The 26,616-nt window shown below is 63.5% G+C and carries 28 protein-coding genes and 2 tRNA genes; 19 read left to right on the top strand and 11 right to left on the bottom strand.

Annotation, left to right across the window (positions count from 1 at the left end; translation table 11 throughout):
• The first annotated feature begins 84 nt into the window (after window positions 1-84).
• The 4 genes from RVAN_RS13490 to nudC all read left to right on the top strand — a co-directional run bounded on the left by RVAN_RS13490 (window position 85) and on the right by nudC (window position 3,342).
• Window positions 85-765, top strand: coding sequence for an AraC family transcriptional regulator (locus RVAN_RS13490; RefSeq protein WP_081449571.1), 681 nt, complete (start codon window positions 85-87; stop codon window positions 763-765).
• Window positions 766-1,004: 239 nt separating this feature from the next.
• The gene (locus tag RVAN_RS13485) at window positions 1,005-1,340 is read left to right on the top strand and encodes a phosphoribosyl-ATP diphosphatase (protein ID WP_013420262.1); all 336 of its coding nucleotides are present in this window, start codon (window positions 1,005-1,007) and stop codon (window positions 1,338-1,340) included.
• A complete protein-coding gene (gene coaA, locus RVAN_RS13480; protein WP_013420261.1) occupies window positions 1,337-2,317 on the top strand; it encodes a type I pantothenate kinase in 981 nt (326 codons plus the stop codon). Before RVAN_RS13485 ends, coaA begins: the two co-directional genes overlap by 4 nt.
• A gap of 74 nt (window positions 2,318-2,391) precedes the next feature.
• The gene (gene nudC, locus RVAN_RS13475; RefSeq protein WP_013420260.1) at window positions 2,392-3,342 is read left to right on the top strand and encodes an NAD(+) diphosphatase; all 951 of its coding nucleotides are present in this window, start codon (window positions 2,392-2,394) and stop codon (window positions 3,340-3,342) included.
• Between the two features lie 49 nt (window positions 3,343-3,391).
• Here the strand turns inward: nudC and RVAN_RS20525 are convergent, their stop codons facing one another.
• On the bottom strand, window positions 3,392-3,565 hold the full coding sequence (locus RVAN_RS20525) for a LuxR C-terminal-related transcriptional regulator (RefSeq protein WP_169309554.1): 174 nt from the start codon (window positions 3,563-3,565) through the stop codon (window positions 3,392-3,394).
• Window positions 3,566-3,656: 91 nt separating this feature from the next.
• Between RVAN_RS20525 and tnpA the strand changes: the two genes are divergently transcribed.
• The 3 genes from tnpA to tnpC all read left to right on the top strand — a co-directional run bounded on the left by tnpA (window position 3,657) and on the right by tnpC (window position 6,088).
• Window positions 3,657-4,064, top strand: a complete 408-nt coding sequence (gene tnpA / locus RVAN_RS21035) for an IS66-like element accessory protein TnpA (RefSeq protein WP_041787200.1) — start codon at window positions 3,657-3,659, stop codon at window positions 4,062-4,064.
• Window positions 4,061-4,408 (top strand): IS66 family insertion sequence element accessory protein TnpB, encoded by a 348-nt coding sequence (gene tnpB / locus RVAN_RS13465; protein WP_013419097.1) that lies wholly within the window; start codon window positions 4,061-4,063, stop codon window positions 4,406-4,408. The genes tnpA and tnpB overlap by 4 nt, the downstream gene beginning before the upstream one ends.
• 96 nt (window positions 4,409-4,504) lie before the next feature.
• Window positions 4,505-6,088, top strand: a complete 1,584-nt coding sequence (tnpC, locus tag RVAN_RS13460; RefSeq protein ID WP_013418084.1) for an IS66 family transposase — start codon at window positions 4,505-4,507, stop codon at window positions 6,086-6,088.
• A 17-nt stretch (window positions 6,089-6,105) separates the two neighbouring features.
• Here the strand turns inward: tnpC and RVAN_RS13455 are convergent, their stop codons facing one another.
• Window positions 6,106-6,798 (bottom strand): hypothetical protein, encoded by a 693-nt coding sequence (locus RVAN_RS13455; protein WP_155942458.1) that lies wholly within the window; start codon window positions 6,796-6,798, stop codon window positions 6,106-6,108.
• A 275-nt stretch (window positions 6,799-7,073) separates the two neighbouring features.
• On the bottom strand, window positions 7,074-9,131 hold the full coding sequence (locus RVAN_RS13450; RefSeq protein WP_013420259.1) for a thioredoxin domain-containing protein: 2,058 nt from the start codon (window positions 9,129-9,131) through the stop codon (window positions 7,074-7,076).
• Window positions 9,132-9,265: 134 nt separating this feature from the next.
• On the opposite strand from RVAN_RS13450, the gene mnmE reads away from it, so the two are divergent.
• Complete coding sequence (gene mnmE, locus RVAN_RS13445; protein ID WP_013420258.1) at window positions 9,266-10,648, top strand: tRNA uridine-5-carboxymethylaminomethyl(34) synthesis GTPase MnmE; 1,383 nt, start codon at window positions 9,266-9,268, stop codon at window positions 10,646-10,648.
• A gap of 255 nt (window positions 10,649-10,903) precedes the next feature.
• On the opposite strand, the gene RVAN_RS19120 is transcribed toward mnmE, so the two are convergent.
• Window positions 10,904-11,902 carry a CBS domain-containing protein gene (locus RVAN_RS19120; protein ID WP_013420257.1) on the bottom strand — a complete coding sequence of 333 codons (999 nt, stop codon included), beginning with the start codon at window positions 11,900-11,902 and terminating at the stop codon, window positions 10,904-10,906.
• A 252-nt stretch (window positions 11,903-12,154) separates the two neighbouring features.
• Between RVAN_RS19120 and mnmG the strand changes: the two genes are divergently transcribed.
• Entirely contained in the window at window positions 12,155-14,020 is a 1,866-nt protein-coding gene (gene mnmG, locus RVAN_RS13435) for a tRNA uridine-5-carboxymethylaminomethyl(34) synthesis enzyme MnmG (RefSeq protein ID WP_013420256.1), read from the top strand.
• A gap of 82 nt (window positions 14,021-14,102) precedes the next feature.
• Here mnmG and RVAN_RS13430 read toward each other — a convergent pair whose 3' ends face one another.
• The 4 genes from RVAN_RS13430 to RVAN_RS13415 form a co-directional block, all read right to left on the bottom strand.
• A complete protein-coding gene (locus RVAN_RS13430; protein WP_169309553.1) occupies window positions 14,103-14,915 on the bottom strand; it encodes a M15 family metallopeptidase in 813 nt (270 codons plus the stop codon).
• Window positions 14,916-15,043: 128 nt separating this feature from the next.
• Complete coding sequence (locus RVAN_RS13425; RefSeq protein ID WP_013420254.1) at window positions 15,044-15,340, bottom strand: YARHG domain-containing protein; 297 nt, start codon at window positions 15,338-15,340, stop codon at window positions 15,044-15,046.
• A gap of 194 nt (window positions 15,341-15,534) precedes the next feature.
• The gene (locus tag RVAN_RS13420; protein WP_013420253.1) at window positions 15,535-16,173 is read right to left on the bottom strand and encodes a hypothetical protein; all 639 of its coding nucleotides are present in this window, start codon (window positions 16,171-16,173) and stop codon (window positions 15,535-15,537) included.
• An 89-nt stretch (window positions 16,174-16,262) separates the two neighbouring features.
• Window positions 16,263-16,649, bottom strand: a complete 387-nt coding sequence (locus RVAN_RS13415) for a hypothetical protein (protein ID WP_013420252.1) — start codon at window positions 16,647-16,649, stop codon at window positions 16,263-16,265.
• On the opposite strand from RVAN_RS13415, the gene rsmG reads away from it, so the two are divergent.
• The 3 genes from rsmG (at window position 16,648) to RVAN_RS13400 (ending at window position 19,213) form a co-directional block, all read left to right on the top strand.
• Complete coding sequence (gene rsmG / locus RVAN_RS13410; protein WP_013420251.1) at window positions 16,648-17,328, top strand: 16S rRNA (guanine(527)-N(7))-methyltransferase RsmG; 681 nt, start codon at window positions 16,648-16,650, stop codon at window positions 17,326-17,328. The two genes, RVAN_RS13415 and rsmG, sit on opposite strands and share 2 nt — an antisense overlap.
• Complete coding sequence (locus RVAN_RS13405; RefSeq protein ID WP_013420250.1) at window positions 17,325-18,173, top strand: ParA family protein; 849 nt, start codon at window positions 17,325-17,327, stop codon at window positions 18,171-18,173. The genes rsmG and RVAN_RS13405 overlap by 4 nt, the downstream gene beginning before the upstream one ends.
• A gap of 113 nt (window positions 18,174-18,286) precedes the next feature.
• Window positions 18,287-19,213, top strand: a complete 927-nt coding sequence (locus tag RVAN_RS13400) for a ParB/RepB/Spo0J family partition protein (protein WP_013420249.1) — start codon at window positions 18,287-18,289, stop codon at window positions 19,211-19,213.
• A gap of 148 nt (window positions 19,214-19,361) precedes the next feature.
• On the opposite strand, the gene rimO is transcribed toward RVAN_RS13400, so the two are convergent.
• The 3 genes from rimO to RVAN_RS13385 all read right to left on the bottom strand — a co-directional run bounded on the left by rimO (window position 19,362) and on the right by RVAN_RS13385 (window position 22,865).
• Window positions 19,362-20,708 carry a 30S ribosomal protein S12 methylthiotransferase RimO gene (gene rimO / locus RVAN_RS13395; RefSeq protein ID WP_013420248.1) on the bottom strand — a complete coding sequence of 449 codons (1,347 nt, stop codon included), beginning with the start codon at window positions 20,706-20,708 and terminating at the stop codon, window positions 19,362-19,364.
• A gap of 162 nt (window positions 20,709-20,870) precedes the next feature.
• Window positions 20,871-22,664: a cation:proton antiporter gene (locus RVAN_RS13390; protein ID WP_013420247.1), complete on the bottom strand. Its 1,794-nt coding sequence runs from the start codon at window positions 22,662-22,664 to the stop codon at window positions 20,871-20,873.
• A gap of 127 nt (window positions 22,665-22,791) precedes the next feature.
• Window positions 22,792-22,865 (bottom strand) — tRNA-Gly (locus RVAN_RS13385).
• 246 nt (window positions 22,866-23,111) lie between these two features.
• Here RVAN_RS13385 and RVAN_RS13380 point away from each other — a divergent pair.
• The 7 genes from RVAN_RS13380 to rplL all read left to right on the top strand — a co-directional run bounded on the left by RVAN_RS13380 (window position 23,112) and on the right by rplL (window position 26,606).
• A tRNA-Trp gene (locus tag RVAN_RS13380) sits at window positions 23,112-23,188 on the top strand.
• 101 nt (window positions 23,189-23,289) lie between these two features.
• Window positions 23,290-23,487, top strand: a complete 198-nt coding sequence (secE, locus tag RVAN_RS13375) for a preprotein translocase subunit SecE (protein ID WP_013420246.1) — start codon at window positions 23,290-23,292, stop codon at window positions 23,485-23,487.
• A 37-nt stretch (window positions 23,488-23,524) separates the two neighbouring features.
• Window positions 23,525-24,055, top strand: a complete 531-nt coding sequence (gene nusG / locus RVAN_RS13370; protein WP_013420245.1) for a transcription termination/antitermination protein NusG — start codon at window positions 23,525-23,527, stop codon at window positions 24,053-24,055.
• Window positions 24,056-24,179: 124 nt separating this feature from the next.
• Window positions 24,180-24,608: a 50S ribosomal protein L11 gene (rplK, locus tag RVAN_RS13365; protein WP_013420244.1), complete on the top strand. Its 429-nt coding sequence runs from the start codon at window positions 24,180-24,182 to the stop codon at window positions 24,606-24,608.
• A gap of 5 nt (window positions 24,609-24,613) precedes the next feature.
• Window positions 24,614-25,327, top strand: coding sequence for a 50S ribosomal protein L1 (gene rplA / locus RVAN_RS13360; RefSeq protein WP_013420243.1), 714 nt, complete (start codon window positions 24,614-24,616; stop codon window positions 25,325-25,327).
• Window positions 25,328-25,638: 311 nt separating this feature from the next.
• A complete protein-coding gene (gene rplJ / locus RVAN_RS13355; protein WP_013420242.1) occupies window positions 25,639-26,166 on the top strand; it encodes a 50S ribosomal protein L10 in 528 nt (175 codons plus the stop codon).
• A 56-nt stretch (window positions 26,167-26,222) separates the two neighbouring features.
• Window positions 26,223-26,606 (top strand): 50S ribosomal protein L7/L12, encoded by a 384-nt coding sequence (rplL, locus tag RVAN_RS13350; RefSeq protein ID WP_013420241.1) that lies wholly within the window; start codon window positions 26,223-26,225, stop codon window positions 26,604-26,606.
• Window positions 26,607-26,616: the final 10 nt, after the last annotated feature.

The raw sequence follows: 26,616 nt of genomic DNA, 5'->3' as shown, positions 1-26,616 counted from the left end.
GGGGGCCGAAAGCTGTCTCAAGCGGGCCAAAATCGCAGCACCGATCGCGCCGACTACCAATATGTGCCGCGCGCGGTCGCCGTCATGGCGAAGGACTACCCGGCCGGTGCCAGCACGCAGGCGCATTTCCATCCGCGCGGACAGCTGCTTCATGCAGTCGATGGTGTCATGCTGGCGAAGACGGCGCAGGGCGCGTGGATCGTGCCGCCGCGTCACGCGCTCTGGATTCCGCCGCATACCGTCCATTGCGTCGATTTCCGTGTGCCCGTCTCGCTGCGCACCGCGTACATCCGTTTGGAGGAAGCTGCGGCGATCCCGGCTCACTGCAAGGTCATCGCTGTGCCGGTCCTGCTGCGCGAGGCGATCCTGGCGCTTCTCGAAGAGCCGGTTCTCTATGACGAGGCCGGACGGGGCGGCGCGCTGGCGACGCTCGTCATCCATGAGGTAGCGCGCGCGGCGAAGGCAGAGTTCGAATTACCGCTCCCCACGGATCGGCGGCTTGCCGCGCTCTGCGAAGCGCTGATCGACAATTGCGCACTCCCGCTCGACATCGACGACTGGGCCACCCGCTTCGGTCTTTCCCGCCGCACATTGACGCGGCGCTTCCGGGCGGAAACCGGTCTTTCCTTCGCGGAGTGGCGGCGGCGGTTACGCGCGATGAGCGCCGCCGCGCTCCTGAGCGAGGGCGCGAAAGCGGAATCCACCGCGCATCGCGTCGGCTATCGGAGCGCCAGCGCCCTCATTGCGATGATGCGGCGGCGATAGCGTTTACCCGTCCACTATTAAGCAGCGTGTATAAGTGTCGTGGATCTTGACAAAGCGGTCAGAGAAAGAGCACGGGATCTTTCCCAAGGCGGGCCGGTTAGGATCTTTCTTCGAAGGCCGCCGAGCGCTACTTCGCATTTCCGCAGTTCGTGAAGTTCGGCATTTAATTTCGCCTTGATCCGGAAAAGCCGCTCATTGATGATTGCGGCGATGGTGACGGCGGCCCGAGGGGCTTAAGCATGAGTGAACATACGCTCGCACGATTGGCCGCGACGATCAAAGCGCGGCGCGCCTCCACCGCATCCGCGTCATACACGAAATCGCTGCTCGAAAAGGGCGCGGCCGCTTGCGCCAAGAAGCTTGGCGAGGAAGCGGTTGAAACGGTAATCGCCGGCGTCGCCGAGAGCGACGACAAGCTGCGCGCCGAAGCCGCGGACCTTCTTTATCACCTGATGGTTCTGCTGGAGGCGCGCAACGTCCCGATCGAGGCGGTGTTCGCAGAACTCGACAGCCGCACGGCGCAATCCGGGCACGCCGAAAAAGCGTCGCGGCCGAAGGATGGCTCGCCGTCATGAGCATGTCGAGCCCCGTGCTGGAGTTCGAGTTGCCCCAGGCCCTTCAGCTCTCTCCCTATCGCACATTTTCGCGCGACGAATGGGCGAAGCTGCGCGACGGCGTTCACCTGACGCTGTCCGAGGCAGACCTCGTGCGCCTGTCCGGCCTCATCGAGAAAATATCGCAGGAGGAGGTGACGGACATCTATCTGCCCGTCGCCAAGCTCGTGAATTATTACGTGCGCGCGGCGCAGCTTCTGCACGGCGCGACGACGCGCTTCTTCAATCACGGCGACGCGAAGATGCCGTTCATCATCGGCGTCGCGGGAAGCGTCGCGGTGGGCAAGAGCACTTCGGCCCGCGTGTTGCGCGAGCTGCTTGTGCGCTGGCCGAACCATCCGCGTGTCGATCTCGTGCCGACGGACGGGTTCCTCTGGCCGAACGCCGAGCTTGAGCGGCGCGGCATCATGCACAAGAAGGGCTTCCCCGAAAGCTTCGATCAGGCGCGGCTTCTGCAATTCGTCGCCGATGTGAAGGCGGGCAAGGCGCGCGTGGAAGCGCCGGTCTATTCGCACTTCTCCTACGACATCCTGCCGGGTGAGAAGATCGTCGTCGACCGCCCCGACATTCTCATCATCGAAGGGCTGAACGTGCTTCAGCCCGCGAAGCTGCCGAAGCACGGCGACGCGGTGCCGTTCGTCTCCGACCTTCTGGACTTCTCGATCTACATCGACGCCGAACCGGCCGTGATCGAGAAGTGGTACGTGACGCGCTTCCTGCGCCTCTACCGCACGGCGTTCCGCGACAAGGACGCCTATTTCTACCGCTATTCGAAGCTCACGCAGGAACAGGCCATCGCGCAGGCGCTGAAGCTGTGGCGCACGATCAATCTCGTGAACCTGAAGAAAAATATTCTGCCCACGAGGAAGCGCGCCAACCTCATTCTCTCGAAGGGCGACTCGCATCGCGTCGAGACGGTGGCGCTGCGGAAGCTGTGAGCAGGCGAGCGCTTTGCGGGCTGAAGCGGCGTCTCTTCGTTGAAGACCGTCGTTTCAGTCGTTAAAGTTACGCGATGCCGCTTCTCCAATTGCCCAAGATTACCTCTGAAAAGAGCCTCAACCGCCGCGCGGAGAAGCGGCGCGATGCGGCTTTCATCGACGCTGCGTTCAACGCCGCCGGCACCAGGGTGCTGGCCCTCCCCGACCTCCGCGTTCCCATTTACCCCACGCCCGACCGCGCGCCGCCGGTCCTTCGCTGGCTGAGTGTGCCGGAGGTGCAAGCCCTCGCCGCACCGCTCGACTTCGCGTTTCTGGGCGAGGACGAGACAGGCACTGCGGTGTTCGCCTGCAACGTGCCGCCGTACCACAGAGACTTCGCGGGGGCGGAAGCGGCGCTGCATCCGCTGGTCGATCTGCGCTCGCTCGCGCTTCAGACTGTTTCACATGAAACGGAATTGCTGATCGCCGCGGAGGCGCGCGCGCTGCTCGGCTGGCATGCCCATAATCGTTGCTGCTCGCGCTGCGGCGGGCCGTTGCACATCATCGAGGGCGGTTGGTGCCGCACCTGCGCGGGCTGCGGGCAGAGCACATGGCCGCGCACCGACCCCGCCGTCATCATGCTCATCACGCGCGGCGACCGTGCGCTCCTCGGCCATGAGCTGCGCTTTCCAGACAAATTTTATTCGACGCTGGCGGGCTATGTTGAACCGGGCGACGATATCGAGCACGCCGTTCGCCGCGAGGTGAAAGAGGAGTCCGGCATCGACGTCGGCGCCGTCGAATACGTGGCGAGCCAGCCCTGGCCGTTTCCGCACTCGCTGATGATCGGTTGCTGGGGCGACGCGCTCACCGAGGCGATTACGATCGACCGCACGGAGTTAACCGACGCGCGCTGGTTCGACCGGGCGGAACTCGCTTCGATGCTGGCATTCACGCACCCGGATGGCCTGTTCGTCCCGCCCCGTATTTCGATGGCGCATACGTTGATCCGCGCATTCGTCGATGGCGTGCTTCCCCGCGCCTGAACGAGGGCAGCGAAGCCGTCTCACCGGCGGGGGCCGCCACGCCTATGCTTCAGCCATCGCGGCGGGGACGATGGAAATACGCGCGCGCGCCTTCCACGATGCGGAGTAGATCCGCCTGACGCGAGCACTGGGTTTTGGTCAGGATGCGGCGCATGTGGCTTTTCACCGTCGGAAGCGACAGATTGAGGCGCTGCGCGACTTCCGGCAGCGACTGCGCTTCCACGGTAAGCCTCCGCTGAGGGCCGCCTTGCGGGGCGTGTAAGAGACAGGTCTTGTCTGTGACGCTTGTCGCGACAGGAGCTATGCCCGTGCCTATGTCTGGAGATACTTTTGCCCGCCGGTATTCCGTAGTTGCTGATACCCGGCGCCGCTGGAGCGAGGACGAGAAGCAGGCGATCATCGCCGAGGCTTTGCAGCCCGGCGTGAATGTGTCAGCGGTCGCCCGCAGGCATGGGATCAAGCCAAGCCTTCTGTTTCGTTGGCGGAAGCTGGCCAAGAACGACGAGAAGCCAGAGCCCGCACCGGCATTCCTGCCGGTCTCTCTGACGGCGCCAGGGAAGAGCCGCGACACGATCTACGATCACAGCGCCAGTGACGCGCCCGCCGCCGATAATCGCATCGAGATCGAGCTTTTGAACGGGCGGCGCGTGCGGGTTGGCCCCGGCGCCGACATGGGCGCGTTGAAGCGCATTCTCGATATTGCCGACGGGAGGAGACCATGATCCCGGTTCCGACCGGCGTGCGGGTGTGGCTGGCGACGGGTCACACCGATATGCGCAGGGGCTTCCCGTCGCTGTCCTTGCAGGTCCAGGAGGTTTTGCAGCGCGATCCTTTGAGCGGCCATCTGTTTTGCTTTCGCGGCCGCCGGGGCGATCTTCTGAAGGTGATCTGGCATGACGGCCAGGGCGCCTGCCTTTTTACGAAGCGTCTGGAGAAAGGCCGGTTCTTGTGGCCGAGCCCGGCTGACGGCGCGATCTCGATTTCGCCCGCGCAGCTTGGCTATCTGCTCTCCGGGATCGATTGGCGCAATCCGCAAAAAACCTGGAGACCGACTTCGGTTGGCTGACGGTTTGCCTTTGAAAACGTTGGCGAACCATGATTCTCTTGTCGGGTGACCACGCCGCTTGACGCTCTTCCTTCCGACCTTGCCGCCGCGCATGCGATGATCCTCGCCGAGCGCGCCGCCCGCCTTTCCGCCGAGGCCGTTGCGGCTCGCGCTCGCGCGGCGACATCCAGCACGGACGCGCTGATCGCTCATCTGAGGCTCGAGATCGAGAAGCTGCGGCGGGTGCTTTACGGTAGCCGCTCGGAGCACAAGGCGCGGCTCCTGGAGCAGATGGAGCTTCAGCTCGAAGAGCTGGAGACAGCCGCGGCCGAGGACGAGCTTCTCGCCGAGACAGCCACAGCCCGGACGCAAGGCACGCCATCCTCTACGCGCAAGCATCCATCGCGCAAGCCTTTCCCGGCGCATCTGCCGCGCGAGCGCGTGGTGCTCCCGGCGCCGACATGTTGTCCGTCTTGCGGCTCGACGAAGCTGTCGAAGCTCGGCGAGGACGTCACCGAGACGCTCGAGGTTGTTCCGCGCCGCTGGAAAGTCATCCAAACGGTGCGCGAGAAGTTCTCCTGCCGGTGCTGCGAGGCGATCGCGCAACCGCCGGCGCCCTTTCATGCAACGCCGCGCGGTTTTGCCGGGCCGGGCCTTTTGGCCATGATCTTGTTCGAGAAGTTCGGCCAGCACCAGCCTCTCAACCGGCAAAGCGAGCGGTATGCGCGCGAAGGCGTCGAACTTTCCGTCTCGACGCTGGCCGATCAGGTTGGGTCCTGCATGGCGGCGCTGCAACCGCTCCAGGCGCTGATCGAGGCCCATGTTCTTTCGGCCGAACGGTTGTTTGGCGACGACACGACGGTGCCGATCCTGGCGAAAGGCAAGACAGTCACCGGCCGCATCTGGACCTATGTCAGAGACGATCGCCCTTTTGGCGGGACCGCGCCGCCGGCCGCGCTTTACTACGCTTCGCGAGACCGAAGGCAGGAGCATCCCGAGAGCCATCTTCGAGACTTCGCCGGCATTTTGCAGGCCGACGCCTATAGCGGCTATAACGGGCTTTACGATCCGGCGCGCGAAAAAGGCGCCATCGTCTCGGCGCTGTGCTGGGCGCACGCCAGGCGCCAGTTCTTCGAACTGGCTGACATCGCCGCCAACGCGAAGCGCGGCAAACAGGCGCCGGCCATCTCCCCGATTGCGCTGGAAGCGGTCAAGCGCATCGACGCGCTGTTCGACATCGAGCGCTCCATCAACGGCCTTCCCGCCAGCGAGCGCCTGCGCGTGCGCCAGAAGCAAAGCGCGCCGCTTCTGGCCGATCTGAAAACCTCGCTTGGCGAGGAGCGCTCGCGATTGTCGCGCTCGGCTTCCGTCGCCAGGCCCATCGATTATCTGCTCAAGCGCTGGGATCGGTTCGCCGCTTTCCTTGGCGACGGCCGCATCTGCCTGAGCAACAACTCGGCCGAACGAGCGCTGAGAGGTTTTGCGCTCGGAAGAAAGTCGTGGCTCTTCGCCGGTTCAGATCGCGGCGCCGACCGGGCCGCCTTTATGATGACGATGATCATGACGGCCAAACTCAACGGCATCGATCCGATGGCTTGGCTGGCCGATGTGCTCGCCCGCATCGCAGGCCAGCCGCAAAGCCGACTCCATGAGCTGCTGCCCTGGGAATGGAAGCAGCCCGGCTTGCAACTGGCGGCGTAGTCATCAACCGCAAGCGCTCACGCTGCGGCCCTCACCGGATGCTTACCTTCCACGAGATGTTTGAGGATGCGCGTTTCGGCCTTGCTGAGTTTATATGCGCTCGCCAGACCTTCGAGCCCGTAGGCGGTCGTTCTACCGGTCTGGGTTACAAGCAACATCGAAGCCGCTGTATCGCCGCTTGGGATGGCCCTCAGATAGCCAACCGCGCTCGGCCTCCCTTGTCCCGCGATAGCAAGGCAGATGGCTTGATCCCCCGCGCCGTCGGCAAGCCTCTTGTCGAGGGCTTTCTTCAGCGCTTCTGAGCCCGAGGTGTCGACCCCCGTGAGCGCGCCGTTGACGAGACGAATGGGCCAACCTTCCTCGATCATGGCGTTGCCCGACCGATTGGCGAAAAGGAGGGCTCCGCTACCGGAAATGATGAAAACCGAAACGGCAATCTGATTGAACAGGTCCGATAGAATTGTGGCTATGCCACGCGACATGACGAATTCCCAAAGAGGTTTGTGCACAAGAGTTACGAGTGCGCAGAAAAGTTGAATGAGCGCGCCTAAAATAAATGATGGAAAAATGAGCCGCGACAGGGCGCAATCGTGTCGAGGCTTCAATATCCTGAACGACATAAAGCAAGTAGCTAGTATGCCAGCGTACGCACCTGAAGGCAATTCGTATGCGCCTCCGCATTGTGCAGCGAAGAGCTTGCCCGGGGCCATCGTCGCCAGCTCCGCATGGCGGAAACATCGGCTCGACGCCCCAGCGGGTGAAGCGTGTCGGGCTTTGACAATCTGTGTGTGAAACTCGGAGGGACGCAGGCCCGCCACTTCGATGCGGCGATAGGCCACCGCCAAGGCTAAGGTCGAGCCAGAGATCGTGCATGAACTGGGGACGCAGATGTCGGTTTGGGTGCGCCGATCCTACGACCCATCCCGGTGCCTGCATTGTGAGACGCGTCTCCTCCGCTAGAGACGCGCCGGGTTAGCGCGCGTCGCTAAACGGGCGATGCGGCCACCTGCACCGAAACGGCCCGATCTTCCTTCAACCTGTCCTTCAGGATCGCCGGGTCTGTGATCGGCTCCGAGCAGCGCGGACCGAAACAGATGTAGGCGGTCGTCTTGCCGTCGATGGCTTTCTTGCCGAAGGCGGGCGAGGAAGCGGGGAGGTTTTCGTCCGGGTTCACCCACTGCACGGTTGCGCCCGGCAGCGATACTTCGGCGAGAGCCCTGCGCCATGCGGCTGCGTCGGGGCCGGCGCGGTCGCCCGCGATGGCAATGGACTGCGGCGAGATCAGCGTGAGCGCTCCGGAAAGCAGGCCGGTGTATCCGATGGCCATCGTCTGCGCCGCGCCCTGGAACGCGGTCAACAGTCCGTCCGCGCGCTTCAGGTAGGCGGCATCGCCGGTCAGCGTGTAGAGGTCCGCGAGGTTCTGAAGCATGGTCGCGTTCGCGTTCGGAACGGCGTCGTCGCTCGCGGAAAGCGGGCGCAGGATGAGGTCGCTCGTGTCGTCCGCCGCGAAATAATAGCCGCCCTGTTCCGCATCGTAGTGGCGGTTCATGATGGCGGTCCATTCCACCGCGTCGTCGAGATAGCGCGGCTCGCCCGTCACCTGATGAAGGACGAGAGCGGCGGAAATGATGTTGGCATAGTCGGCGGCTGTGGCAGGGCCTTTCAGCTTACCGTCGCGCCAGGAGTGGAACAGGCGGCCGTTCTCGATCATGCGGCTTTTCACGAAGCCGTAGGCATCCGCAGCGAGCACGATCCAGTCGGGTTGGGCGAAGGCGTCGCCCGCGCGGGCCAGCGCGCGGATCGCCAGGCCGTTCCAGTCCGCGAGCACCTTGTCATCCCAGCCGGGCTTCACGCGACGCTCGCGCTCGGCGAACAGCTTCGCGCGGCATTCGTCCATCGCGCGCTCTTCGCCGCCGTTGAGCAGCGCCAGCGCCTTCAGACGGTTCAGGATGGTCTTGCCTTCCCAGTTGCCGCCTTCGGTGACGTCGTAGGTCTGCGCGAAGATTGCGGCCTCTTCGCCATGGCCGAGGATGTCGGTGATCTCCCGCGCGGTCCAGACGTAGAACTTGCCTTCCTCGCCCTCGGAGTCCGCGTCATAGGACGCGGCGAAAGCGCCGCCGGGAACGATCATGTCGCGCTTGAGCCAGCCGATGGTTTCGGCCACGCGCGTCTTGAGGCGGTCCGATTGCGTTTCCTTCCAGACCTCGGTCATGAACTCGATCAGCAGCGCGTTGTCGTAGAGCATCTTCTCGAAGTGCGGCACGAGCCAGCGTTCATCCACGGTGTAGCGCGAGAAGCCGCCGCCGAGGTGGTCGTAGATGCCGCCCTGACAGATGTGCAGGAGCGTGTTCTTCACTTCCTCGATGCAGGTCTTCAGATTGTAGCGAAGGCCCGCGCGCCACAGGAACTGAAAGATCGTCGTGTTCGGGAATTTGGGCGCACCGCGAAGGCCGCCATTCGTCGGGTCGATCGCGCCGATGAACTTGGCCGCGATGGCGGCAAGCTGCTCCTCCGAGAATTCGGGCGCGGCGCCGTAGTTCAGCCGGGGCGTGAGCCGCTGCTTCAGGTAGGCGGTGTTCTGCGCGATGGTCTCCTTCTCCTGCGCGTAGACGCGGGCGACGTTCACGAGCACGTCCTTGAAGGAGGGCTTGCCGAAGCGCGACTTGTCGGGGAAGTATGTGCCGCCGAAGAAGGGCATGCCGTCGGGCGTGAGAAACATCGTGAGCGGCCATCCGCCCTGTTCCCCCAGCTCCTGAAGCGCGGTCATATAGAGGGTGTCGACGTCCGGGCGCTCTTCGCGGTCCACCTTGATGTTGATGAACAGGCGGTTCATCAACTCAGCGGTATCCTCTTTCTCGAAGCTCTCATGCGCCATGACGTGGCACCAGTGGCACGCGGCGTAGCCGACCGAGAGCAGCACGGGCTTGTCGAGCCGTTGCGCTTCCTCGAAGGCTTCCTGGCACCAGGGCCACCATTCGACCGGATTGTGTTTGTGCTGCTGAAGGTAGGGACTAGTCTCTTCGCTCAAACGATTTAACGCCATGAGGCAACCTTGTTGACCGCTTTGCCCAATGAAAGTCCGCCAGAAGCACGGCAAGCCCTCGGGACGATTATACCCAAATTTCGCAAATGTATCGCGCAACTTGTCTTTGAAGCCTTAAGAAGCAGGAAACGCTCATGACCATCTACGCGCTGTCTTCCGCGCCGGGCCGGGCCGGGATCGCGGTGATCCGCATTTCGGGGCGGGCTTCGAGAAAGACGCTCTACGCGCTTTGCAACGGCAGGCTGCCCGCGCCGCGTGTGTCGAGCTTCCGGCGGCTGCGCCATCCGACCTCGCGCGAGATGCTGGACGAGGCGATGGTGCTCTGGCTTCCCGGCCCGGCGAATTTCACCGGCGAGGACATGGCCGAGCTTTATGTCCATGGCGGGCGTGCGGTTGTGACGGCGGTCATGAATGCGCTAGCGGATGTCGGCTTGCGTCTGGCCGAGCCAGGCGAGTTCACGCGCCGCGCCTTCGGCAACGGCAAGCTCGACCTGACCGAGGCCGAGGGGCTGGCAGACCTCATCAACGCGGATACCGAGATTCAGCGGCGGCAGGCGCTCGCGCAGCATTCGGGCGCGATGCGGGCGCGCTACGAGAAATGGCGGCGCACGCTGCTCAAGGCGATGGCTTACGTTGAGGCGAGCCTCGACTTCTCCGATGAGGCGGACATCGCCGATGGTGCGTTCAAGGAAGCGGTGCCGGAAGCCCGCTTGCTTGCCGCCGAGCTGGAGCGCGCGCTGGCCGATGGTCGCCGCGGAGAGATCCTGCGCGAGGGCATATCGGTCGCCATCGTCGGGGAGCCGAATGTCGGCAAGTCGAGCCTGCTCAACGCACTTGCCGGGCGCGAGGCCGCCATCGTCTACGACGAGCCGGGGACGACGCGCGACGTGATCGAAGTGTCGCTCGACCTCGACGGCTATCCGTTCGTCCTGCGCGACACGGCAGGCATTCGCGAGGCGGCGAGCCCGGTCGAACAGGAAGGCGTGCGCCGCGCGCTGGCCGCAGCCGAAGCGGCCGACGTCGTTCTCGCGATGGTGGACGGCTCGTGCGGGGACGCAGGCGCTTTACCGGCGGAAGGAGAGGCGGGCGGCACGCCATCAGGGGAAGGCATCGCCGCAGCCGTTACATCATCTTCCGGCGTGAAGTTGATCGTCGTAAACAAGGTGGACCTTGCCCCGCCGCCCGCGCCCGGAAGCTTCGGCCCGGAGGCGATTTACATTTCCGCGAAGACCTGTCTCGGGCTCGACGCTCTGAAGGCGGCGCTCGTGCGGTTTGCGAGCGAGAGCTACGGCAGCGGCGAAGCGCCGACGATTACGCGCGTCCGACACCGGCAGGAGATCGGTCGCGCCCGCGCGGCTCTGGTCGCTTTCCTCGACGGTGCTGAAGCGGGCGAAGCGCCGGAGCTTGCCGCCGAACATCTGCGCGAAGCTGCCGACGCGCTTGGCCGCCTCACCGGCCGCCTTGATGTCGAGGATGTGCTCGGTCAGATCTTCGGCGAGTTCTGCGTCGGGAAGTGACTGCTCAGGGGCGAGGGACCGCCGCCGGAGAAGTAAACAAAGTGTTTCACATGAAACATTGGCGGCGGCTGGACGGGCCGCCGCATCGCCAGCGGCGAGACAGCTAAGCGATAGAAATCGGGGTATGGGGGTAATGCCGTTCGCGGGCGGTTGGTCTTGGGCGCGAGTGGCCCGCCACGTTCCAGAGCGCAAGCGGGCTTCGCTCTGGCTTGCTTGTCGCGAAACCGGCGGCGGCGCGGCGCTATCCGCTCCGCGCTAATCCATGATGCCGCCCCAGTGCAGGAACAGCCCGATATCGCCGAGATAGCCGTTCGGGAAGCTGAGCACGCGCGCGATCATGTGGAAGCCGCGATCCTTGAGGGTGCGCTCGTAGCGCAGGAAGGTTTCCGCCGCCTCGCCGCGAAGGGTCGCGGGCCAGCCTGGCTCGCCGACATTGATCGCACGGCCGCCGTCGCTGCACAGCTCGGCCGGAAACTGGAGCACGAGATATTCGCGTTCGCCCCGCTCCGCCGCATCGCGCGACCTTTGCAACACCGTCAGCCACTCGTCCTCGGACAAGTGCGTGTCGATGAGCTGCTTCACGCGCGCCATGCGGTCGTCGCTCTTGACGTGGTCCTGGATCGCGCGCTGTCGCATTTTCTTCGCCGCAGCGTCCTGCGCGATGAGGCGGAAGTCGGCGGCAGTCACAACAGCGTCCGGGCGCGGCTCCGGCGCGGGCGGTGGGGGCGGCGTCCTGTCCTTGTCGCGGTCGAACGGATCGAGGTGAAGCGTCCAACCGAAGATGCCTTCCCCCTGTGGCGGCTCCGGCTTCATCTGCGCGATGCGGGCGATGATGTCGGAACGGCTCACGATCCCGATGAGACGCCCTTCGCGCGTCACGGGCACACGCTTGATGCCGGTATCGACGAACATCTTGCAGATCTCCAGCACCTCGGCGCCGTCGGGCACGGTCATGACCGGAGCCGACATCACGTCGCGCGCCGTCAGGTTGGCCTCCAGCTTTTCGAGGAGAGGCTTGGCGTGCGTCTTCGGGTCCAGGAGAAGCGTGAGCCGCCAGTCGTGGATCTTCTGCTCGTCCGGCGCCTTGAGGCGGAGGAGGTCGCCTTCCGTCACTATCCCGATCACGACGCCGCTGGAGTCGAGCACGGGCAAGCCCCCGATCTGCTTCTCCATCATGATGGCCGCGATCGTGCGGATGTCGGTGTCGGGCGTCGCCGTGATGACCGGTTTCGTCATGACATCTCGCGCCTGCATTGCTCTCTCCTAGAGTGAGTGTTCACCAACGAATGATGCACCTAATCGCAGAGGCGACGTTTTGCTAGCGGCAGCGTCGCTGGCCGATCCCAAAAAAGTGTCGCGTCTTTTCGCAAGTGCGACAAGCGCCGCGTTCACGTGAAGCCAGACCGCCATTTCAATTGCGTCGTGGCGTTGCTATCTTCGGGGCGCGCCCGGAGGCGGACTTCGCCTGACGCGGCTGATTTTCCAAAAGACGACGGGATGTGAACGATGGCCGAGCGGGCTTTCGATGTGATCGTGGTGGGTGGCGGGCACGCCGGGTGCGAGGCGGCAGCCGCCGCCGCGCGCATGGGTGCGGCCACGGCGCTCGTCACGCACAAGGCGGCGACGCTCGGCGAGATGTCGTGCAATCCGGCGATCGGCGGACTCGGCAAGGGGCACCTCGTCCGTGAGGTGGATGCGCTCGACGGGCTTATGGGACGCGTCATCGACAAGGCGGGCATTCAGTTCCGCATGCTGAACCGCTCCAAGGGTCCGGCGGTGCAGGGACCGCGCGCGCAGGCCGACCGCAAGCTCTATCGCCGCGAGATGCAGGCGGCGCTCGCCGCACAGGACGGGCTGACCGTGGTGGAAGACGCGGTCGAGGATCTTCTGGTTGAGAGTGGCGCTGTCGCGGGCGTCGTCACGGCGAGCGGGCGCGAGCTGCGCAGCGGAGCGGTCGCCATCACCACGGGCACCTTCCTCAAGGGCGTTATCCATCTGGGCGAAACGCGGACGCCTGCGGGCCGCGTGGGCGAGGCTCCGTCCATCGGCCTCAGCGACCGGCTCTATGCGCTCGGCCTTCGCATGGGTCGCCTCAAGACCGGCACACCCGCGCGCCTCGACGGCCGCACCATCGACTTCACGCGCCTCGACAGCCAGCCAGGGGACGCGCCGCCCGTGCCGTTCTCCTTCATGACGGATCGCATCGAGACGCCGCAGATCGCCTGCGCCATCACCGCGACGACGGCGGAGACGCACGCCATCATCCGCGCGAACATCCACCGCGCGCCGATGTACTCGGGCCAGATCGAGGGCGTCGGCCCGCGCTACTGTCCGTCCATCGAGGACAAGGTAGTGCGCTTCGCCGACCGCGAGAGTCATCAGATCTTTCTGGAGCCGGAGGGCCTCGACGATCCGACCGTCTACCCGAACGGCATCTCGACCTCGCTGCCTGAGGATGTGCAGCGCGCGTTCATCGCGACGATCCCCGGCCTTGAGCGCGCTACCATCGTCCGGCCCGGCTACGCCATCGAATATGACTATGTGGACCCGCGCGAACTCACCGCCACGCTCGAAGTGAAGCGGCTGCCGCGCCTGTTTCTCGCGGGGCAGATCAACGGCACGACCGGCTATGAGGAGGCGGCGGGGCAGGGTCTCGTTGCCGGCATCAACGCGGCGTTGGTGGCGAGCGGCGGCGTGGCGGATTTCGTCGTTTCGCGCACGGACGGCTATATCGGCGTCATGATCGACGACCTCGTGACGCGCGGCGTGTCCGAGCCCTATCGCATGTTCACCAGCCGCGCCGAGTATCGCTTGCGGCTTCGCGCCGACAATGCGGATGAGCGGTTGACGCCGCTCGGCGCGCGAGCGGGCTGTGTGGGGTCGGCGCGTGAGGCCGCCTATGCCGCGAAGGCGGATGCGCTCGGCTCGGCTCGGCGGCTTCTTGAAACGCTGACGCTGACACCCGACGAGGCCGCGCGTCATGGCATCGTGCTGAACCGCGATGGCCGCCGCCGTTCGGCCTTCGATCTGCTGGCGTTGCCGGGGCAATCCATTGCCGCGCTCGCTCGCGTCTGGCCGGAGCTTGGCGACATGCCGCGCGGCACCGTGGAGCGGCTGGAAGTGGACGCGCGCTATGCCGTGTATCTCGACCGACAGGAGGCGAGCATTGTCGCTTTCCGCAAGGACGAGGCCGTGGCCATTCCGCCCGCGCTCGACTTCGCGGCGATCCAGGGGCTATCGAACGAGGTACGTCAGAAGCTCGACCGCCACCGCCCGGCGACGCTCGCGCAGGCGGCCCGCATCGACGGCATGACGCCCGCCGCGCTGATGGTGCTGCTCGCCCATATCAGGAAGACGGCCCGCGCCGCGTAAGCGCCGCCGAGTGACGACCGGGCCCGTCGCCGTGTCGCGTTTCGTTTCACGTGAAGCCGCGCGACGCCAGAGACGCCCGCGCTCACTTCTCCATGATCGCCTTCAGCGCCAGGAACTCCGGGCGATACTCGAAGTGCATGCCGTCGAAGTGATACCAACTGCCGCCCCAGATGAAGCCGTGCTTCTCGAACACGCGCACGATCTCTGGCGGCACCTTGTTGCGGTAGACAAGCGCGATGCCCTTCTCACGCACGGCGGCTTCGTCCATCGCGCGCGGCAGACCGTATTGCCAATAGCCGCCATGCTCCGGGTTGATGTCGAAGGCGATGCCGAACGAGTGGACGCTGAGCCGTGTGGTGCGCGCGATGCAGCGCGGCACGTGGCTGCCGCCATCGGGCACGAGGTATTTCGCGTAGGCTGGGCCGAGGGCTTCAAGCTCGACCGCCACGGCCTTGAGCTTGTCGGCTACGCCGTTCACTGTCGCGGCCTGCATCGCGCCGCCGCCGAACTTCGGCACCCAGGTCACGCGGCGGACCGGCGCGGCGGGTTTGCAGGAGACGCTCGCACATGAGCCTGCGGGCCGCTTCTCACACGCGCCATACATCTTCGCGAAGAAGGCTTCGTTGCGGACGCGGCCCGGATCGGCCTCCGCCTTCACGGGGAGTGCCGCGCCGCCGAAGACATAAGGCCAGTGAAACATGTCCGCGATGTCCGGCCGCTCGATCAACTCCTGAAGCGGCTTGTCGGCGCGCTCCTCGCCGAACGGCATTTTCGTGCCGTCCTTCCAGAGGAGGTTCGCGCCATCGAAAGACGCGAGGTGATCGGGATAGGCTGCGATCAGCGCCTGCGCCTTCTGGTCGAGCGTCTGGGCGTCGGCGGGGCAAAAAGCGACCAAGCTTAAGCAAAGCATTAAGAAGGCGAACAGGCGCATGGCGCGGTTTTCCATTCGTTCGGGGACGTTCCGGACGGCGCGCGGAAACGGCGGCTTCCCGCCCCCGCGTGCCATGCCTCGATTGCCCAGCTTCAGCAGCCCTTGCGCGCTTCGACACTGCGGATGATGTCGATCTCAGCGCGTTCGGCGCGGGACATCGGCACGTCGGCTTCGACATAGAAGCGGCAGCCATTATTGCCGAAGACGCGGAGCGCGCGCTCCGTCTTGAAGCAATAACCGTTGGCGGCATAGATCGCGTTGCGGCGGTACCAGAGATCGCCGCACGATTGGCTCCAATAGTCCTGCGCCAACGCGGCCGGAGCGGCGAGAAGCGAGGTTGCTGTGACGGCCGCCGCGATGGATGCGGACAGGATGCGAAATACAGTCATGAAAATTCCTCCCGGCGGGTACGCCAAAATCGAGCCCATGCGGGCAAGCCAAGCCGCCGCCGTGCTGGCGGTCGCGCCTCCGCTGGCCCGCGTAACTCTTATCATGAAGGCGGGCGTCGCTGGAGAGCGTCACGGTGGCGCTTCCACGGAATGTGACCGAGGCGCGCGGATGGACGGAGCGGCGGCGTGTCGCGTCAGCGCTTGCGGGCGGTGGCTGTCGCCTTGCCGAGGGCGTCGCCGCAGCTTTTGCCCGCGAGGCGATTATCGCAGAGCTGGATGCGATCGAACCACGCGAGCCATTCCTCGCCCTCGTCATGAGGAACGGGGATCGCGCCGGGCTCGAATGCCGCGCCGCGCCATGACCGCTGCACGCCATAAACCGCGTCACGCCCCTGGATCTGGAGAATGAGCGTATACTCGCCCTTGCCGGTGGTCTTGTTCTCGGGACAGGACAGCGCGTAAAGCGCGGCGTCGTAGCCGCTCACCTTGCGGTCGGCGAGCTTTTGCATGGCGGTGGATTTGCAGGGCTGCGTCGCCTCCACCTGCTCCTTCATCGTTTCCGCGAGGGCGTCGTAGCGGAAGCCCGGATCGCGCCAGGTCTGCACCGTGACGAGCCGGTCCCAGTCGTCGGACGTTTGCCCATTCGGCAGGTAATCGACCTCGGCGAATTTCGGGCGGGTTTCGGTTTCCTGAACGGACCATTCGGCCGAGGGAACGGGCGCGATGAGAAATTCGGCCTCGTCTGTGAACAACTTCGACGCCTCGGTTTGCGTGACGCCGCAAAGCAGCGCAACAAGAAGCGTGGGAAGGGCCATGGGAACGCGCGGCAGCATGCTGCAATCTCCAAAGCGCCCCCACTCAACGGATACCATTGATGAGTGCTTCAAACGTGAACAGCGCCGCAGAAATTTAGCGCGAAGATCTATGTCTCACTCTTTATGGTTCTCATGGCGCGAGCTACGATCCGATCCGCGTCGGCGATAGCAGCCTTAGAGTTATCGATAAACTTCTTTGTCTGATAATAATCTGAGTTGAGGCGGTTGGCTTCTATCTCCTGAAGCGCTTCAGAACGAGACAGAATGTTGGTCATTAGTTCGATTTTTTCTCCAATGAGATCGAATTCTAGCTGACTGCGCGCAAGCGCTATCACGCGCTTCGACACCCTTGAAATATCAATTTCATCACGAGTTGTGACGAGTGCGAAACACGCCACCCCTTCAAATTGCGCTAATTCGGTTGCTGTTTCATTTAAAAAAAACCAGTCTGTGCCGGAACTGATCGAATGCACATCTGTGATGATATCCGCCATGGCAATCGCTCCCACATACGGCAAGCTTGATATCAAAAGCGCCGCAGAATTTGCCCGGACCTTTCGTGTTTCACATGAAACAGTGGAAAAACTCGAATTGTACGAAAAGCTTCTGATGCAGTGGCAGAAGGCGGTGAACCTCGTCGCCCCGAAGACAATTCCTCAAATATGGCAAAGGCATTTCGCGGATTCGGCTCAGCTCGTCGCGCTCGCGCCCGGCGCCAGAACGTGGGTTGACCTCGGTTCGGGCGGGGGATTCCCCGGACTCGCGATTGCTATTATGATCGCGAATCAGAAAGAGTGCGCCTGTGTGCATCTTGTGGAGAGCAACGCAAGAAAGTGTGCGTTTCTTTCCGAGGTCGCGCGGCGGACGGGGGCTCCCGCTCGCGTGCACAACATGCGCATAGCCGATGCCGCCGCGATGGGCGCGGTACCCGTTGCCGATGTTGTCACGGCGCGTGCACTGGCATCGCTCGATGCGCTGTTGGAGCTGGCCCTCCCGTTCTTCGGTAATGCGTCAACCGGATTGTTTCTTAAAGGCCGAGAGGCCGAAGTAGAGATCGCTGACGCGCAGAAGCGATGGGCTTTCGAAGTCAAGAGCCACGCCAGCCTCAGCGATTCAGAGGGTCGCATTTTGGAAATCGGCAAGCCGATGCTCAGACAAGGTGGCGAGCAGTGACAAAGAGAAACCAAGCAGCAGGTCTTCGGGTGTTCGCGGTCGCCAATCAGAAGGGCGGCGTGGGGAAGACGACAACGGCCATCAATCTTGGCACGGCGCTGGCGGCGGCTGGCGAGCGCGTGCTGGTGATCGACCTCGATCCGCAAGGCAACGCGTCGACCGGCCTCGGTGTGCCGGAAGAAGCGCGCCACGTATCCACTTATGACGTGCTCGCGGGCGCGGCGGCTCTTGAACAGGCGATGACGCCCGCGGCGATCCCCGGCCTGTTCGTCGCTCCGTCCACGCGAGATCTTGCCGGTCTTGAGCCGGAAATCGCGGCCGCGCCGAACCGCGCTTACTTCCTGCGCGATGCCATCGCGTCGCTTCGTGCGTCCGAGCTGGACCGCGCGCCCGCCGACCGTCTTTCTTATGTGCTCATCGATTGCCCGCCATCGCTCAGCATTCTGACGCTGAACGCGCTCGCGGCGGCCGATGCAGCGCTTGTGCCCGTGCAGTGCGAGTTCTTCGCCCTCGAAGGGATCCAGCAGTTGAAGGAAACCATCGACTTCGTCCAGGCGAGCCTGAACCCCGGCCTCGAAATCCACGGCGTCGTGCTCACCATGCATGACGGCCGTACGCGGCTTTCCAACGAAGTCGCGACCGAAGTTCGGAGCTTCTTCGGCCAGAAGGTCTACGACACCATCATTCCGCGCAATGTGCGCATCGCGGAAGCGCCGTCTCACGGCAAGCCGCTGCTCCTCTACGATCACACGAGCGCGGGCAGCAAGGCTTACATGGACCTCGCGGCGGAAATGATCACGCGCGAGGCGGCGACGGCAGCGGCCGCAGCTGCGAAGGCGGCGTAACGGGCCGGGCCGTTGCGACGCGGCCCGCGTTCGAGTGATTTGCGTTGGTGAGTATGTCGAGGGCTGCCGCCACTGCGGCGAGACATGATGACCATTTGCGACTGGAGAGCGACATGGAGACAAGATCGGGCGCATTAGCGACAGGGCCGTCGCCCGTTCGGGCAAGCCGCCTTGGACGCGGCCTTGCATCCCTCATCGGCGATGCAACGCCCATTGGAACGCCACGCATCATTGCTGCGAATGGCGAGATCCGGCAGGTTCCGATCGACCGCGTGCGGCCGAGCGCTTTCAACCCGCGCAAGAATTTCAACGAGGCGGAGCTGGATGAGCTTGCGGGTTCGATCCGTGAGAAGGGCCTCGTTCAGCCGATCGTCGTCCGGCCGGCCGATGCGGCGCAGACGTCTTACGAGATCGTCGCTGGCGAACGCCGCTGGCGCGCGGCTCAGCGGGCTTCGCTTCACACGGTTCCCGTTATCGTCCGCTCGCTCAGCGATCAGGAAGCGCTCGAACTCGCGATCATCGAGAACGTGCAGCGCGCCGATCTGAACGCCATCGAAGAGGCGGGCGGCTACAAGGAACTTGTGGAGCGCTTCGGCTATACGCAGGAAGAACTCGCGGGCATCATCGGCAAGAGCCGCAGCCATCTCGCGAACACGATGCGTCTTCTCAAGCTGCCCGAGCCGGTGCAGGTGTTGGTGCGCGACGGGTCGCTTTCGGCGGGCCATGCACGCGCGCTCATCGGACGTGAGGACGCGGAAACGGTCGCGCTCGATATCGTGAAGAAGGGCCTCAACGTGCGCGATGTGGAAGCGCTCGTGATGGGCAAGAAGGCGAGCGAGGGCAAGGCGCCAACCGCCAAGGCCGCCGCGCCGCAGAAGGACGCAGACTCGCGCGCGGCCGAACGTGACATGTCCGATGCGCTAGGGCTTTCCGTGGTGATGAACCCCGGTTCTGGCGAAGCGGGCGAGGTCATCATTCGCTACAAGACGCTTGAGCAGTTTCAGGTGATCTATCGCGCGTTGCTCACGCAGAAGGGCTGAACTTATCGGCGCTTCTCGTCATGCGAACGGGTGGCCGCTTCGCTTGACTTTCGCTCCGCTCCCTTCCGAAGGCAAACAGCGCCAGCGCGTTTTCCCGCGCGAGGCGCTTGCTTGCGTTACATGGAAAGCAGAGTAGCGGTCGCATCTTCTATTCCGCGACCGGCTCCGCCCACAGGTCGTAGTCGTCCGCCTCAATGATGGTCGCGCGGACCATGTCGCCCGGCTCCATGTCGCCCGCATCCTCGAACAGCACCGAGCCATCGATTTCCGGCGCGTCCCACGGACCGCGCCCCGTGGCGCCGTCTTCGTCCACTTCGTCGATGATGACGTCGATGGTCTTGCCGACCTGACCCGCGAGCACGGCGGCGCTCACCTCGCGTTGCACCTCCATGAGCCGCGCGAAGCGTTCGGCCTTCACATCTTCCGGCACCTGACCGTCGAGCGCGCGGCTCGGCGCACCTTCCACGTTTTCATATTTGAAACAGCCGACACGCGTCAGCTTTGCCTCGCGCAGCCAGTCGAGCAGGACTGCAAAATCCTCCTCCGTCTCGCCGGGGAAGCCGACGATGAAGGTCGAGCGAAGGCCGAGGTCCGGCACGGCCTCGCGCCAGCGGCGGATGGTTTCGAGCGTCTTTTCCTGATTGGCGGGGCGGCGCATCGCCTTCAGCACGGAGAGCGAGGCGTGCTGAAACGGAATGTCGAGATACGGCAGGATCTTGCCCTCCGCCATCAGCGGCAGAAGCTCGTCCACATGCGGATAAGGATAGACGTAGTGCAGCCGCACCCATGCGCCAAGCGACCCGAGCGCGTCGCAAAGCTCGGTGAGTCGCGCCTTCACGGGTGAGCCGCGCCAGTCGCTTGCGGTGTATTTCAGGTCGAGTCCGTAAGCGCTCGTGTCCTGACTGATGACGAGCAATTCCTTCGCACCGCCTTCGACAAGCGCTTCGGCTTCCGCGAGCACATCGGCGGCGGGGCGGCTGGCTAGGTCGCCGCGAAGCTGCGGGATGATGCAGAACGAGCAGCGGTTATGGCAGCCCTCGGAGATCTTGAGATACGCGTAATGCGGCGGCGTGAGGCGGAGCCCGGCGCGCGGCACGAGATCGAGGAACGGCGCATGCGGCGCGGGCGCGGCGGCGTGGATCGCGTTCACCACGGCGTCGTATTGGTGCGGGCCGGTTACGGCCAGAACACCCGGGAACGAATCACGAATACGACGATCTTCGACACCGAAACACCCCGTGACGATCACGCGGCCGTTTTCGGCCATGGCCTCGCCGATGGCGTCGAGGCTTTCGGCTTTCGCGCTGTCGAGGAAGCCGCAGGTGTTCACGACGACAACGTCCGCGCCGTCATAGTCGGGCGAGATCACGTAGCCCTCGGCGCGAAGCCGGGTGAGGATGCGCTCGGAGTCGACCAGCGCCTTCGCGCAGCCGAGGCTGACAAATCCCACCTTGGGCGCGTTGGATGCGGCCCGCTCTGCTACCGGCTTCGGCATTTCGTGAAAATCTCGCTGAAACAAAAAGAGCGCCATGCGGCGCTTAGGGAAATGTAGCGTTTTCCGCCGCCGCGATAAAGGGCGTTGTGCCGAGGGTCAACTCGCGGGACGAACCGCGGTGTTTTTCGACGGCGAGGTTTTGCGGTCAAAGCGGCGACCGGATCAGACGACCTCGGTACTCTCCGCGGCGCCGGCGGCGGCCTCGCGAGGGCGGGCCACTATGGGATGCGGCTGCAATTCCGCCCGCACCTGCGCGCGCCGCGCCTGGATCGTTTTCTCGACGGCATCGACGGGAAGCCCCAGCGAAAGGAGCGTCGATTCCGCGAGCTGGAAACTCGCCTCGGTCACGACGGGCACGGCGTCTGTGACGCCGATCGTATAGAGATGCCGTGCGTGGCCTTCGTCCCTGGCGCGGGAAATGATCGGCACGTCTGGCCGAAGCCGCCGCACCTCCTCCACGATATCGTCGATCATGGGTTGGACATGAATGGTGACGACGACTGCGGAGGCGTCCATCACCCCGCATGCCTTGAGAAACGGCGGGTTGATGGCGTTGCCGTAATAGACCGAATGCCCGATAGCACGGCCTTGCGTCACAGCAGCGGTGTCGCTATCGACCGCCGTATAAGGCACGCCGTTTTTCTCCAGCATCTCGCAGACAACCCGGCCGACGCGTCCATATCCCACGACGATGGCGTGTCGGGTCTGCGGTAGCGGCTCGGCGGCGACCGCCGGGTTTATCGGCCGCGGCTTCAGGATGAGCGGCGTGATGCGGTTCGCCAGGATCGAAAGCAGCGGGATCAGCGCCATCGTCAGCGACGTGACCGCGAGCGAAAAACTCGATGCGTCGCGGTTTATCACGCCGAGAGACGCCGCGAGGGTGATACCGACGAACGCGAACTCACCGCCCGGTCCCATCAGCAGCCCGCTTTCGATCGCCGCCGCCCAAGGCACGCCGAATGCGCGTGCGAGCGGAATCAGTATGGCGGCCTTCAGCGCGATGAGTCCCACGACACACGCGGGCAGCCAGATCGGCCAATGCAGCAGCTCGCGGAAATCTATGCCCATGCCGACGGTGAAAAAGAACATTCCTAGCAGCAGGCCCTTGACCGGCTCGACGACCGTTTCGATGGCGTGGCGGTATTCCGTTTCGGCGAGCAGCACGCCCGCAACGAATGCGCCGAGCGCCATCGAGAGGTTGGCGAGCGCGGCGACCACGCCCGTTCCCACGATCACGAACAGCGTTGCGGCGATGAACAGTTCCCGAGATTTCGTTCGCGCGACCTGACGAAACAGCGGGCGAAGAAACGCGCGCCCCACAAAAATGATGATCGCTATGGCGGCGAGCGCATGCACGACGGCGTGCTCGGCGGTCTCGATCACGGAGCCGCCATGCGCGCCGAGGATCGACACGAAGATCAGGATCGGAATGACGGCGAGATCCTGCGCGAGCAGCACGGAGAATGACGCAATGCCGGTGCTCGTTCGCAGGCGGTTCTGCCGCGACAGGACTTCCAGCACGATGGCCGTTGAAGACAGCGCGAGACAGCCGCCGAGAATGGCCGCCACCACGCCGGAATATCCGAGCCCTTTCACGATGATGGCGATGATCGCCGCCGTGATCGCTACCTGAAGGCCGCCGAGTCCGAAGACCAGCCGCCGCATGGCGATGAGCCGCTCGTAAGACAGTTCGAGGCCGATCAGAAAGAGAAGGAATACAACGCCGAGATCCGCGAAGCCGGAAATGTGGCTCGGATCGACAACCGTGAACCAGTAAAGGAAGGGCGCTTGCGGGATGAACGAGCCAAGCCCCAGCGGCCCTAGCAGGACGCCGGCGCCGAGCCAGCCGAGGACCGGGCTCAGGCCCCACGCATGCACCATGGGGATAATGATCCCCGCCGTACCCAGCACGACGAGCGCGTCACTATAGGCCTGCATGTTGATGGACGCGCTCACTAACCCTCCGCTTGTGCTTCTCTTTTTGTACAAGCAAGCGAGCGTGCAGGAAACCACTTTCCTCACGTTTCCGTGAGCGCGGAATCGTCTCGGCGGATTAGCCGCAAATCGGTTGAGGTCGGAGGGTTGGAGCGGGTACCGGGAATCGAACCCGGGTATTCAGCTTGGAAGGCTGCTGCTCTACCATTGAGCTACACCCGCGCGAACGTCACATTACCAAGATTGGCGTGGCGCTCAACGAAAAAAGCGTGGCAGAGGCGCGATCCCGCGTTTTTCGAAGCCGCTTGACAAGCGCAAATTGTTCCGCGCGCCCTCGAAAAATGCTTGGCATTGCGTCCGCTTGCGTGATAGCTATCAAATCCCTACTACTGGTAAGGACCGTAGCAGGCGGTTAGGTATTGGTTCGAACCATTCTTTCCGGCGGCTTGCCCTTAACCGGATGGATGGAGGAGTGTAGCTCAATCGGCTAGAGCACCGGTCTCCAAAACCGGGGGTTGGGGGTTCGAGTCCCTCCACTCCTGCCACTTCACGGTGGCAGAGAAACTCGAAAATCGGGCACTCGAAACATTACGAAGACGTTTGAATAGCGAAAGCGAAAGCGCTTCCGCATCGGTGTTGAGAAAATATGGCTAGAACCGGTCCATTCGAATATTTGCAGCAGGTGCGCGCCGAAACCGCGAAGGTCGTATGGCCCTCGCGGCGCGAAACCATTGTGACCACGATCATGGTCGTGATCATGGCGGTGCTGGCGTCCGTCTTTTTCCTGCTCGCCGACCAGATATTCAGTTGGGGTATCGCCCATCTTTTGCGGCTCGGCCACTAAGCGCTTAAAATATTCGTAACTAAAAGCAGCAAAAATAATGACAAAGCGCTGGTATATCGTTCACGCCTATTCGAACTTCGAAAAGAAGGTCGCGGATTCCATCCGCGAACGCGCCGCGGCTGCGGGTCTCGATGAGTGCTTCGAAGACATCGTCGTGCCGATGGAAGAAGTCGTCGAAGTGCGGCGCGGACGTAAGGTCGCCACCGAGCGCAAGTTTTTCCCGGGTTATGTCCTTGTGAAGATGGACATGAACGACCGGGCGTTTTTGTTGATCAAGAATACGCCGAAAGTCACCGGATTTCTTGGCGCGGACAACAAGCCGCAGCCGATTTCCGAGATCGAAGCTCAGCGTATTCTCAATCAGGTGAAAGAAGGCGTGGAGCGGCCGAAGCCCTCCATTTCCTTCGAGATCGGCGAGCAGGTGCGCGTCGCGGACGGTCCTTTCGCATCCTTCAGCGGGCATGTGGAAGAAGTGGACGAAGAGCGCGCGCGGCTCAAGGTCGCAGTTTCCATCTTCGGCCGGGCGACCCCGGTCGAGCTGGAATACGCCCAGGTGGAGAAGATCTAGCGCATCGCGCGGTTCTTCGAGTCGGGCTTTCGTGTGGGAGGTCGGCGTTTCGCTTGCCAGGCGCGACGTCAATGGCCGAACCACAATCCTCAACCCCGGAGCGCGTTGCTCCTGAGAGGCTTACATGGCTAAGAAAATTATAGGCTATATCAAGCTGCAAGTGCCTGCGGGCGCGGCCAACCCGTCGCCTCCGATTGGTCCCGCGCTCGGTCAGCGCGGCCTGAACATCATGATGTTCTGCAAAGAATTCAACGCCGTGACCAAGGAAATGGAGCCCGGTTCGCCCGTGCCCGTGGTCATCACGTATTACGGCGACAAGTCCTTCTCCTTTGCGATGAAGACGCCGCCGGCGTCTTACTTCCTGAAGAAGGCGGCGGGCATCAAGAGCGGGTCGAAGACGCCCGGTCAGACGGATGCCGGCACGGTGACGATGGCTCAGGTGCGCGAGATCGCCGAAAAGAAGATGAAGGATCTCAACGCCACAAGCATCGATCAAGCTGCGAAGATTATTGCTGGCTCCGCCCGTTCCATGGGCCTCACGGTGAAGGAATAAGCGCCATGGCCGATGGAAAGCGTTTGAAGGAAGCCAAGAAGAGCGTCGTTCGCGAGAAGCTCTATGCGATTGATGATGCCGTCAAGCTCGTGAAGGGTAGCGCGAAAGCGAAGTTCGACGAGACGATCGAGATTTCGATCAATCTCGGTGTCGACCCGCGTTATGCGGACCAGATGGTGCGCGGTGTTTGCGCTCTGCCGAATGGCACGGGCCGTACGGTGCGCGTCGCGGTGTTCGCGCGTGGGGCCAAGGCCGATGAGGCGAAGGCTGCGGGAGCTGACGTTATCGGCGCCGAGGAACTCGTCGCTGAGGTCCAGGGCGGCAATATCACCTTCGACAAGTGCATCGCGACGCCGGACATGATGCCGCTCGTCGGCCGTCTCGGCAAGATCCTCGGGCCGCGCGGCATGATGCCGAACCCGAAGGTCGGCACCGTGACGATGGACGTCACGGAAGCCATTCGCGGTGCAAAGGGCGGCGCGGTTGAGTTTCGCGTCGAGAAGGCGGGCATTCTGCACGCCGGTATCGGCAAGGCGAGTTTCACCGAAACGGCGCTCGTTGAGAACATCAAGGCGTTTGCCGACGCGGTGGTCAAGGCCAGGCCGTCGGGCGCCAAGGGTACGTTCGTGAAGCGCATCGCGCTCAGCTCCACGATGGGGCCGGGCGTTAAGGTCGAACCCGCGACGCTGATCGGCGCGGGTGCGGCAGCCGCGCAGTAACAAAGGTTTCGGGCGGTTCGCCGTCCGGGAAATGCCGAAGCGGCAACGCTTCGGCGCTGTCTCCGCTCCAGCGGGGGCAGCCTGTCCAAGATTGCTGGCGCCAAGGGTTTCGGCCCGAGGCTTAATAATCGCCTGCATGAGACGGGGGAATGGATTTTGAGTGATCTCTTTGGCCGGATTTCCGGTTGGTGGATCGCGTCTTATCACGCCTCGGGACAGGACTGAGCAGTCGCTCGCCTTCCTTCGAGGCGCGCGGCGTGATCGTAGCGGCGGCCCGCGGCGATGCGGTTCGTCTTTAACGGAGAGAAGCGGTGGATAGAGCTGAAAAAAAGGAGATGGTTGAGACTCTCAACGACATCTTCACGACAAGCGGCTCTGTCGTGGTGGCGCGCTACAAAGGTCTGACCGTAGCGCAAATGACTGAACTTCGCCGTCGCATGGGCGGCGCCGGGGCTCAGTTTAAAGTCATCAAGAATCGTCTCGCCAAAATTGCACTTGCCAACACCGCTGACGGTGCTGGCGCGGATCTCTTCCTTGAGCCGACGGGCATCGCTTTCGCGAAAGACCCGGTGACGGCAGCGAAAGTGGCAGCCGATTTTGCCAAGACTACCGACAAGTTCGTGATTGTTGGCGGTCTTCTCGGCAAGCAGGCGCTTGACGCGGACAGCGTCAAGGCTCTGGCGGCCATTCCGTCCATGGAAGAACTGCGCTCCAAGCTGCTCAGCGTGTTCCTTGCGCCTGGCACCAATCTCGTGCGGCAGCTCAATGCTCCCGCGCAGAACCTCGTGGGTGTCCTTGCGGCGTACAAGGAAAAGCAGGAAAAGCAAGAAGCGGCGTGATGGTTTGAGGCAGGGTCTCCCAACACCAATCAATCATCGAATGCACTGAGGTCAAAATGTCTGAGAAATTTGAAAAGCTGTATCAGGAACTGTCGGGTCTGACGGTTCTCGAAATCTCTGAGCTGGTGAAGCTCCTCGAAGACAAGTGGGGCGTGTCTGCGGCTGCGGCCGCGCCGGTGTTCGCCGGCCCGATCCCCGGAGCGGCAGCGGCGGCAGAAGAAGAAGAGAAGACAGAATTCGACGTCATTCTCACCGAAGCCGGTGCTCAGAAGATCAACGTCATCAAGGAAGTCCGCGCGATCACGGGTCTCGGCCTGAAAGAAGCGAAGGACCTCGTTGAGGGCGCGCCGAAGGCGATCAAGGAAGCCGTGTCCAAGACCGAAGCCGAAGAGATCAAGAAGAAGATCGAAGCGGCTGGCGCCAAGGTCGACATCAAGTAAGAATGCGGGT

The organism is Rhodomicrobium vannielii ATCC 17100 (assembly GCF_000166055.1).
Classification (GTDB): Bacteria; Pseudomonadota; Alphaproteobacteria; order Rhizobiales; family Rhodomicrobiaceae; genus Rhodomicrobium; species Rhodomicrobium vannielii.
This window is presented reverse-complemented; position numbering and strand designations above follow the sequence as displayed.

Coding starts and splice junctions, on each gene's coding strand:
- RVAN_RS13490 (WP_081449571.1), top strand. CDS start 85: ATGGCGAAGGACTACCCGGCCGGTGCCAGCACGCAGGCGCATTTCCAT.
- RVAN_RS13485 (WP_013420262.1), top strand. CDS start 1,005: ATGAGTGAACATACGCTCGCACGATTGGCCGCGACGATCAAAGCGCGG.
- coaA (WP_013420261.1), top strand. CDS start 1,337: ATGAGCATGTCGAGCCCCGTGCTGGAGTTCGAGTTGCCCCAGGCCCTT.
- nudC (WP_013420260.1), top strand. CDS start 2,392: ATGCCGCTTCTCCAATTGCCCAAGATTACCTCTGAAAAGAGCCTCAAC.
- tnpA (WP_041787200.1), top strand. CDS start 3,657: ATGTCTGGAGATACTTTTGCCCGCCGGTATTCCGTAGTTGCTGATACC.
- tnpB (WP_013419097.1), top strand. CDS start 4,061: ATGATCCCGGTTCCGACCGGCGTGCGGGTGTGGCTGGCGACGGGTCAC.
- tnpC (WP_013418084.1), top strand. CDS start 4,505: ATGATCCTCGCCGAGCGCGCCGCCCGCCTTTCCGCCGAGGCCGTTGCG.
- RVAN_RS13455 (WP_155942458.1), bottom strand. CDS start 6,798: ATGGCCCCGGGCAAGCTCTTCGCTGCACAATGCGGAGGCGCATACGAA.
- RVAN_RS13450 (WP_013420259.1), bottom strand. CDS start 9,131: ATGGCGTTAAATCGTTTGAGCGAAGAGACTAGTCCCTACCTTCAGCAG.
- mnmE (WP_013420258.1), top strand. CDS start 9,266: ATGACCATCTACGCGCTGTCTTCCGCGCCGGGCCGGGCCGGGATCGCG.
- RVAN_RS19120 (WP_013420257.1), bottom strand. CDS start 11,902: ATGCAGGCGCGAGATGTCATGACGAAACCGGTCATCACGGCGACGCCC.
- mnmG (WP_013420256.1), top strand. CDS start 12,155: ATGGCCGAGCGGGCTTTCGATGTGATCGTGGTGGGTGGCGGGCACGCC.
- RVAN_RS13425 (WP_013420254.1), bottom strand. CDS start 15,340: ATGACTGTATTTCGCATCCTGTCCGCATCCATCGCGGCGGCCGTCACA.
- RVAN_RS13420 (WP_013420253.1), bottom strand. CDS start 16,173: ATGCTGCCGCGCGTTCCCATGGCCCTTCCCACGCTTCTTGTTGCGCTG.
- rsmG (WP_013420251.1), top strand. CDS start 16,648: ATGGCAATCGCTCCCACATACGGCAAGCTTGATATCAAAAGCGCCGCA.
- RVAN_RS13415 (WP_013420252.1), bottom strand. CDS start 16,649: ATGGCGGATATCATCACAGATGTGCATTCGATCAGTTCCGGCACAGAC.
- RVAN_RS13400 (WP_013420249.1), top strand. CDS start 18,287: ATGGAGACAAGATCGGGCGCATTAGCGACAGGGCCGTCGCCCGTTCGG.
- rimO (WP_013420248.1), bottom strand. CDS start 20,708: ATGCCGAAGCCGGTAGCAGAGCGGGCCGCATCCAACGCGCCCAAGGTG.
- secE (WP_013420246.1), top strand. CDS start 23,290: ATGGCTAGAACCGGTCCATTCGAATATTTGCAGCAGGTGCGCGCCGAA.
- nusG (WP_013420245.1), top strand. CDS start 23,525: ATGACAAAGCGCTGGTATATCGTTCACGCCTATTCGAACTTCGAAAAG.
- rplK (WP_013420244.1), top strand. CDS start 24,180: ATGGCTAAGAAAATTATAGGCTATATCAAGCTGCAAGTGCCTGCGGGC.
- rplA (WP_013420243.1), top strand. CDS start 24,614: ATGGCCGATGGAAAGCGTTTGAAGGAAGCCAAGAAGAGCGTCGTTCGC.
- rplL (WP_013420241.1), top strand. CDS start 26,223: ATGTCTGAGAAATTTGAAAAGCTGTATCAGGAACTGTCGGGTCTGACG.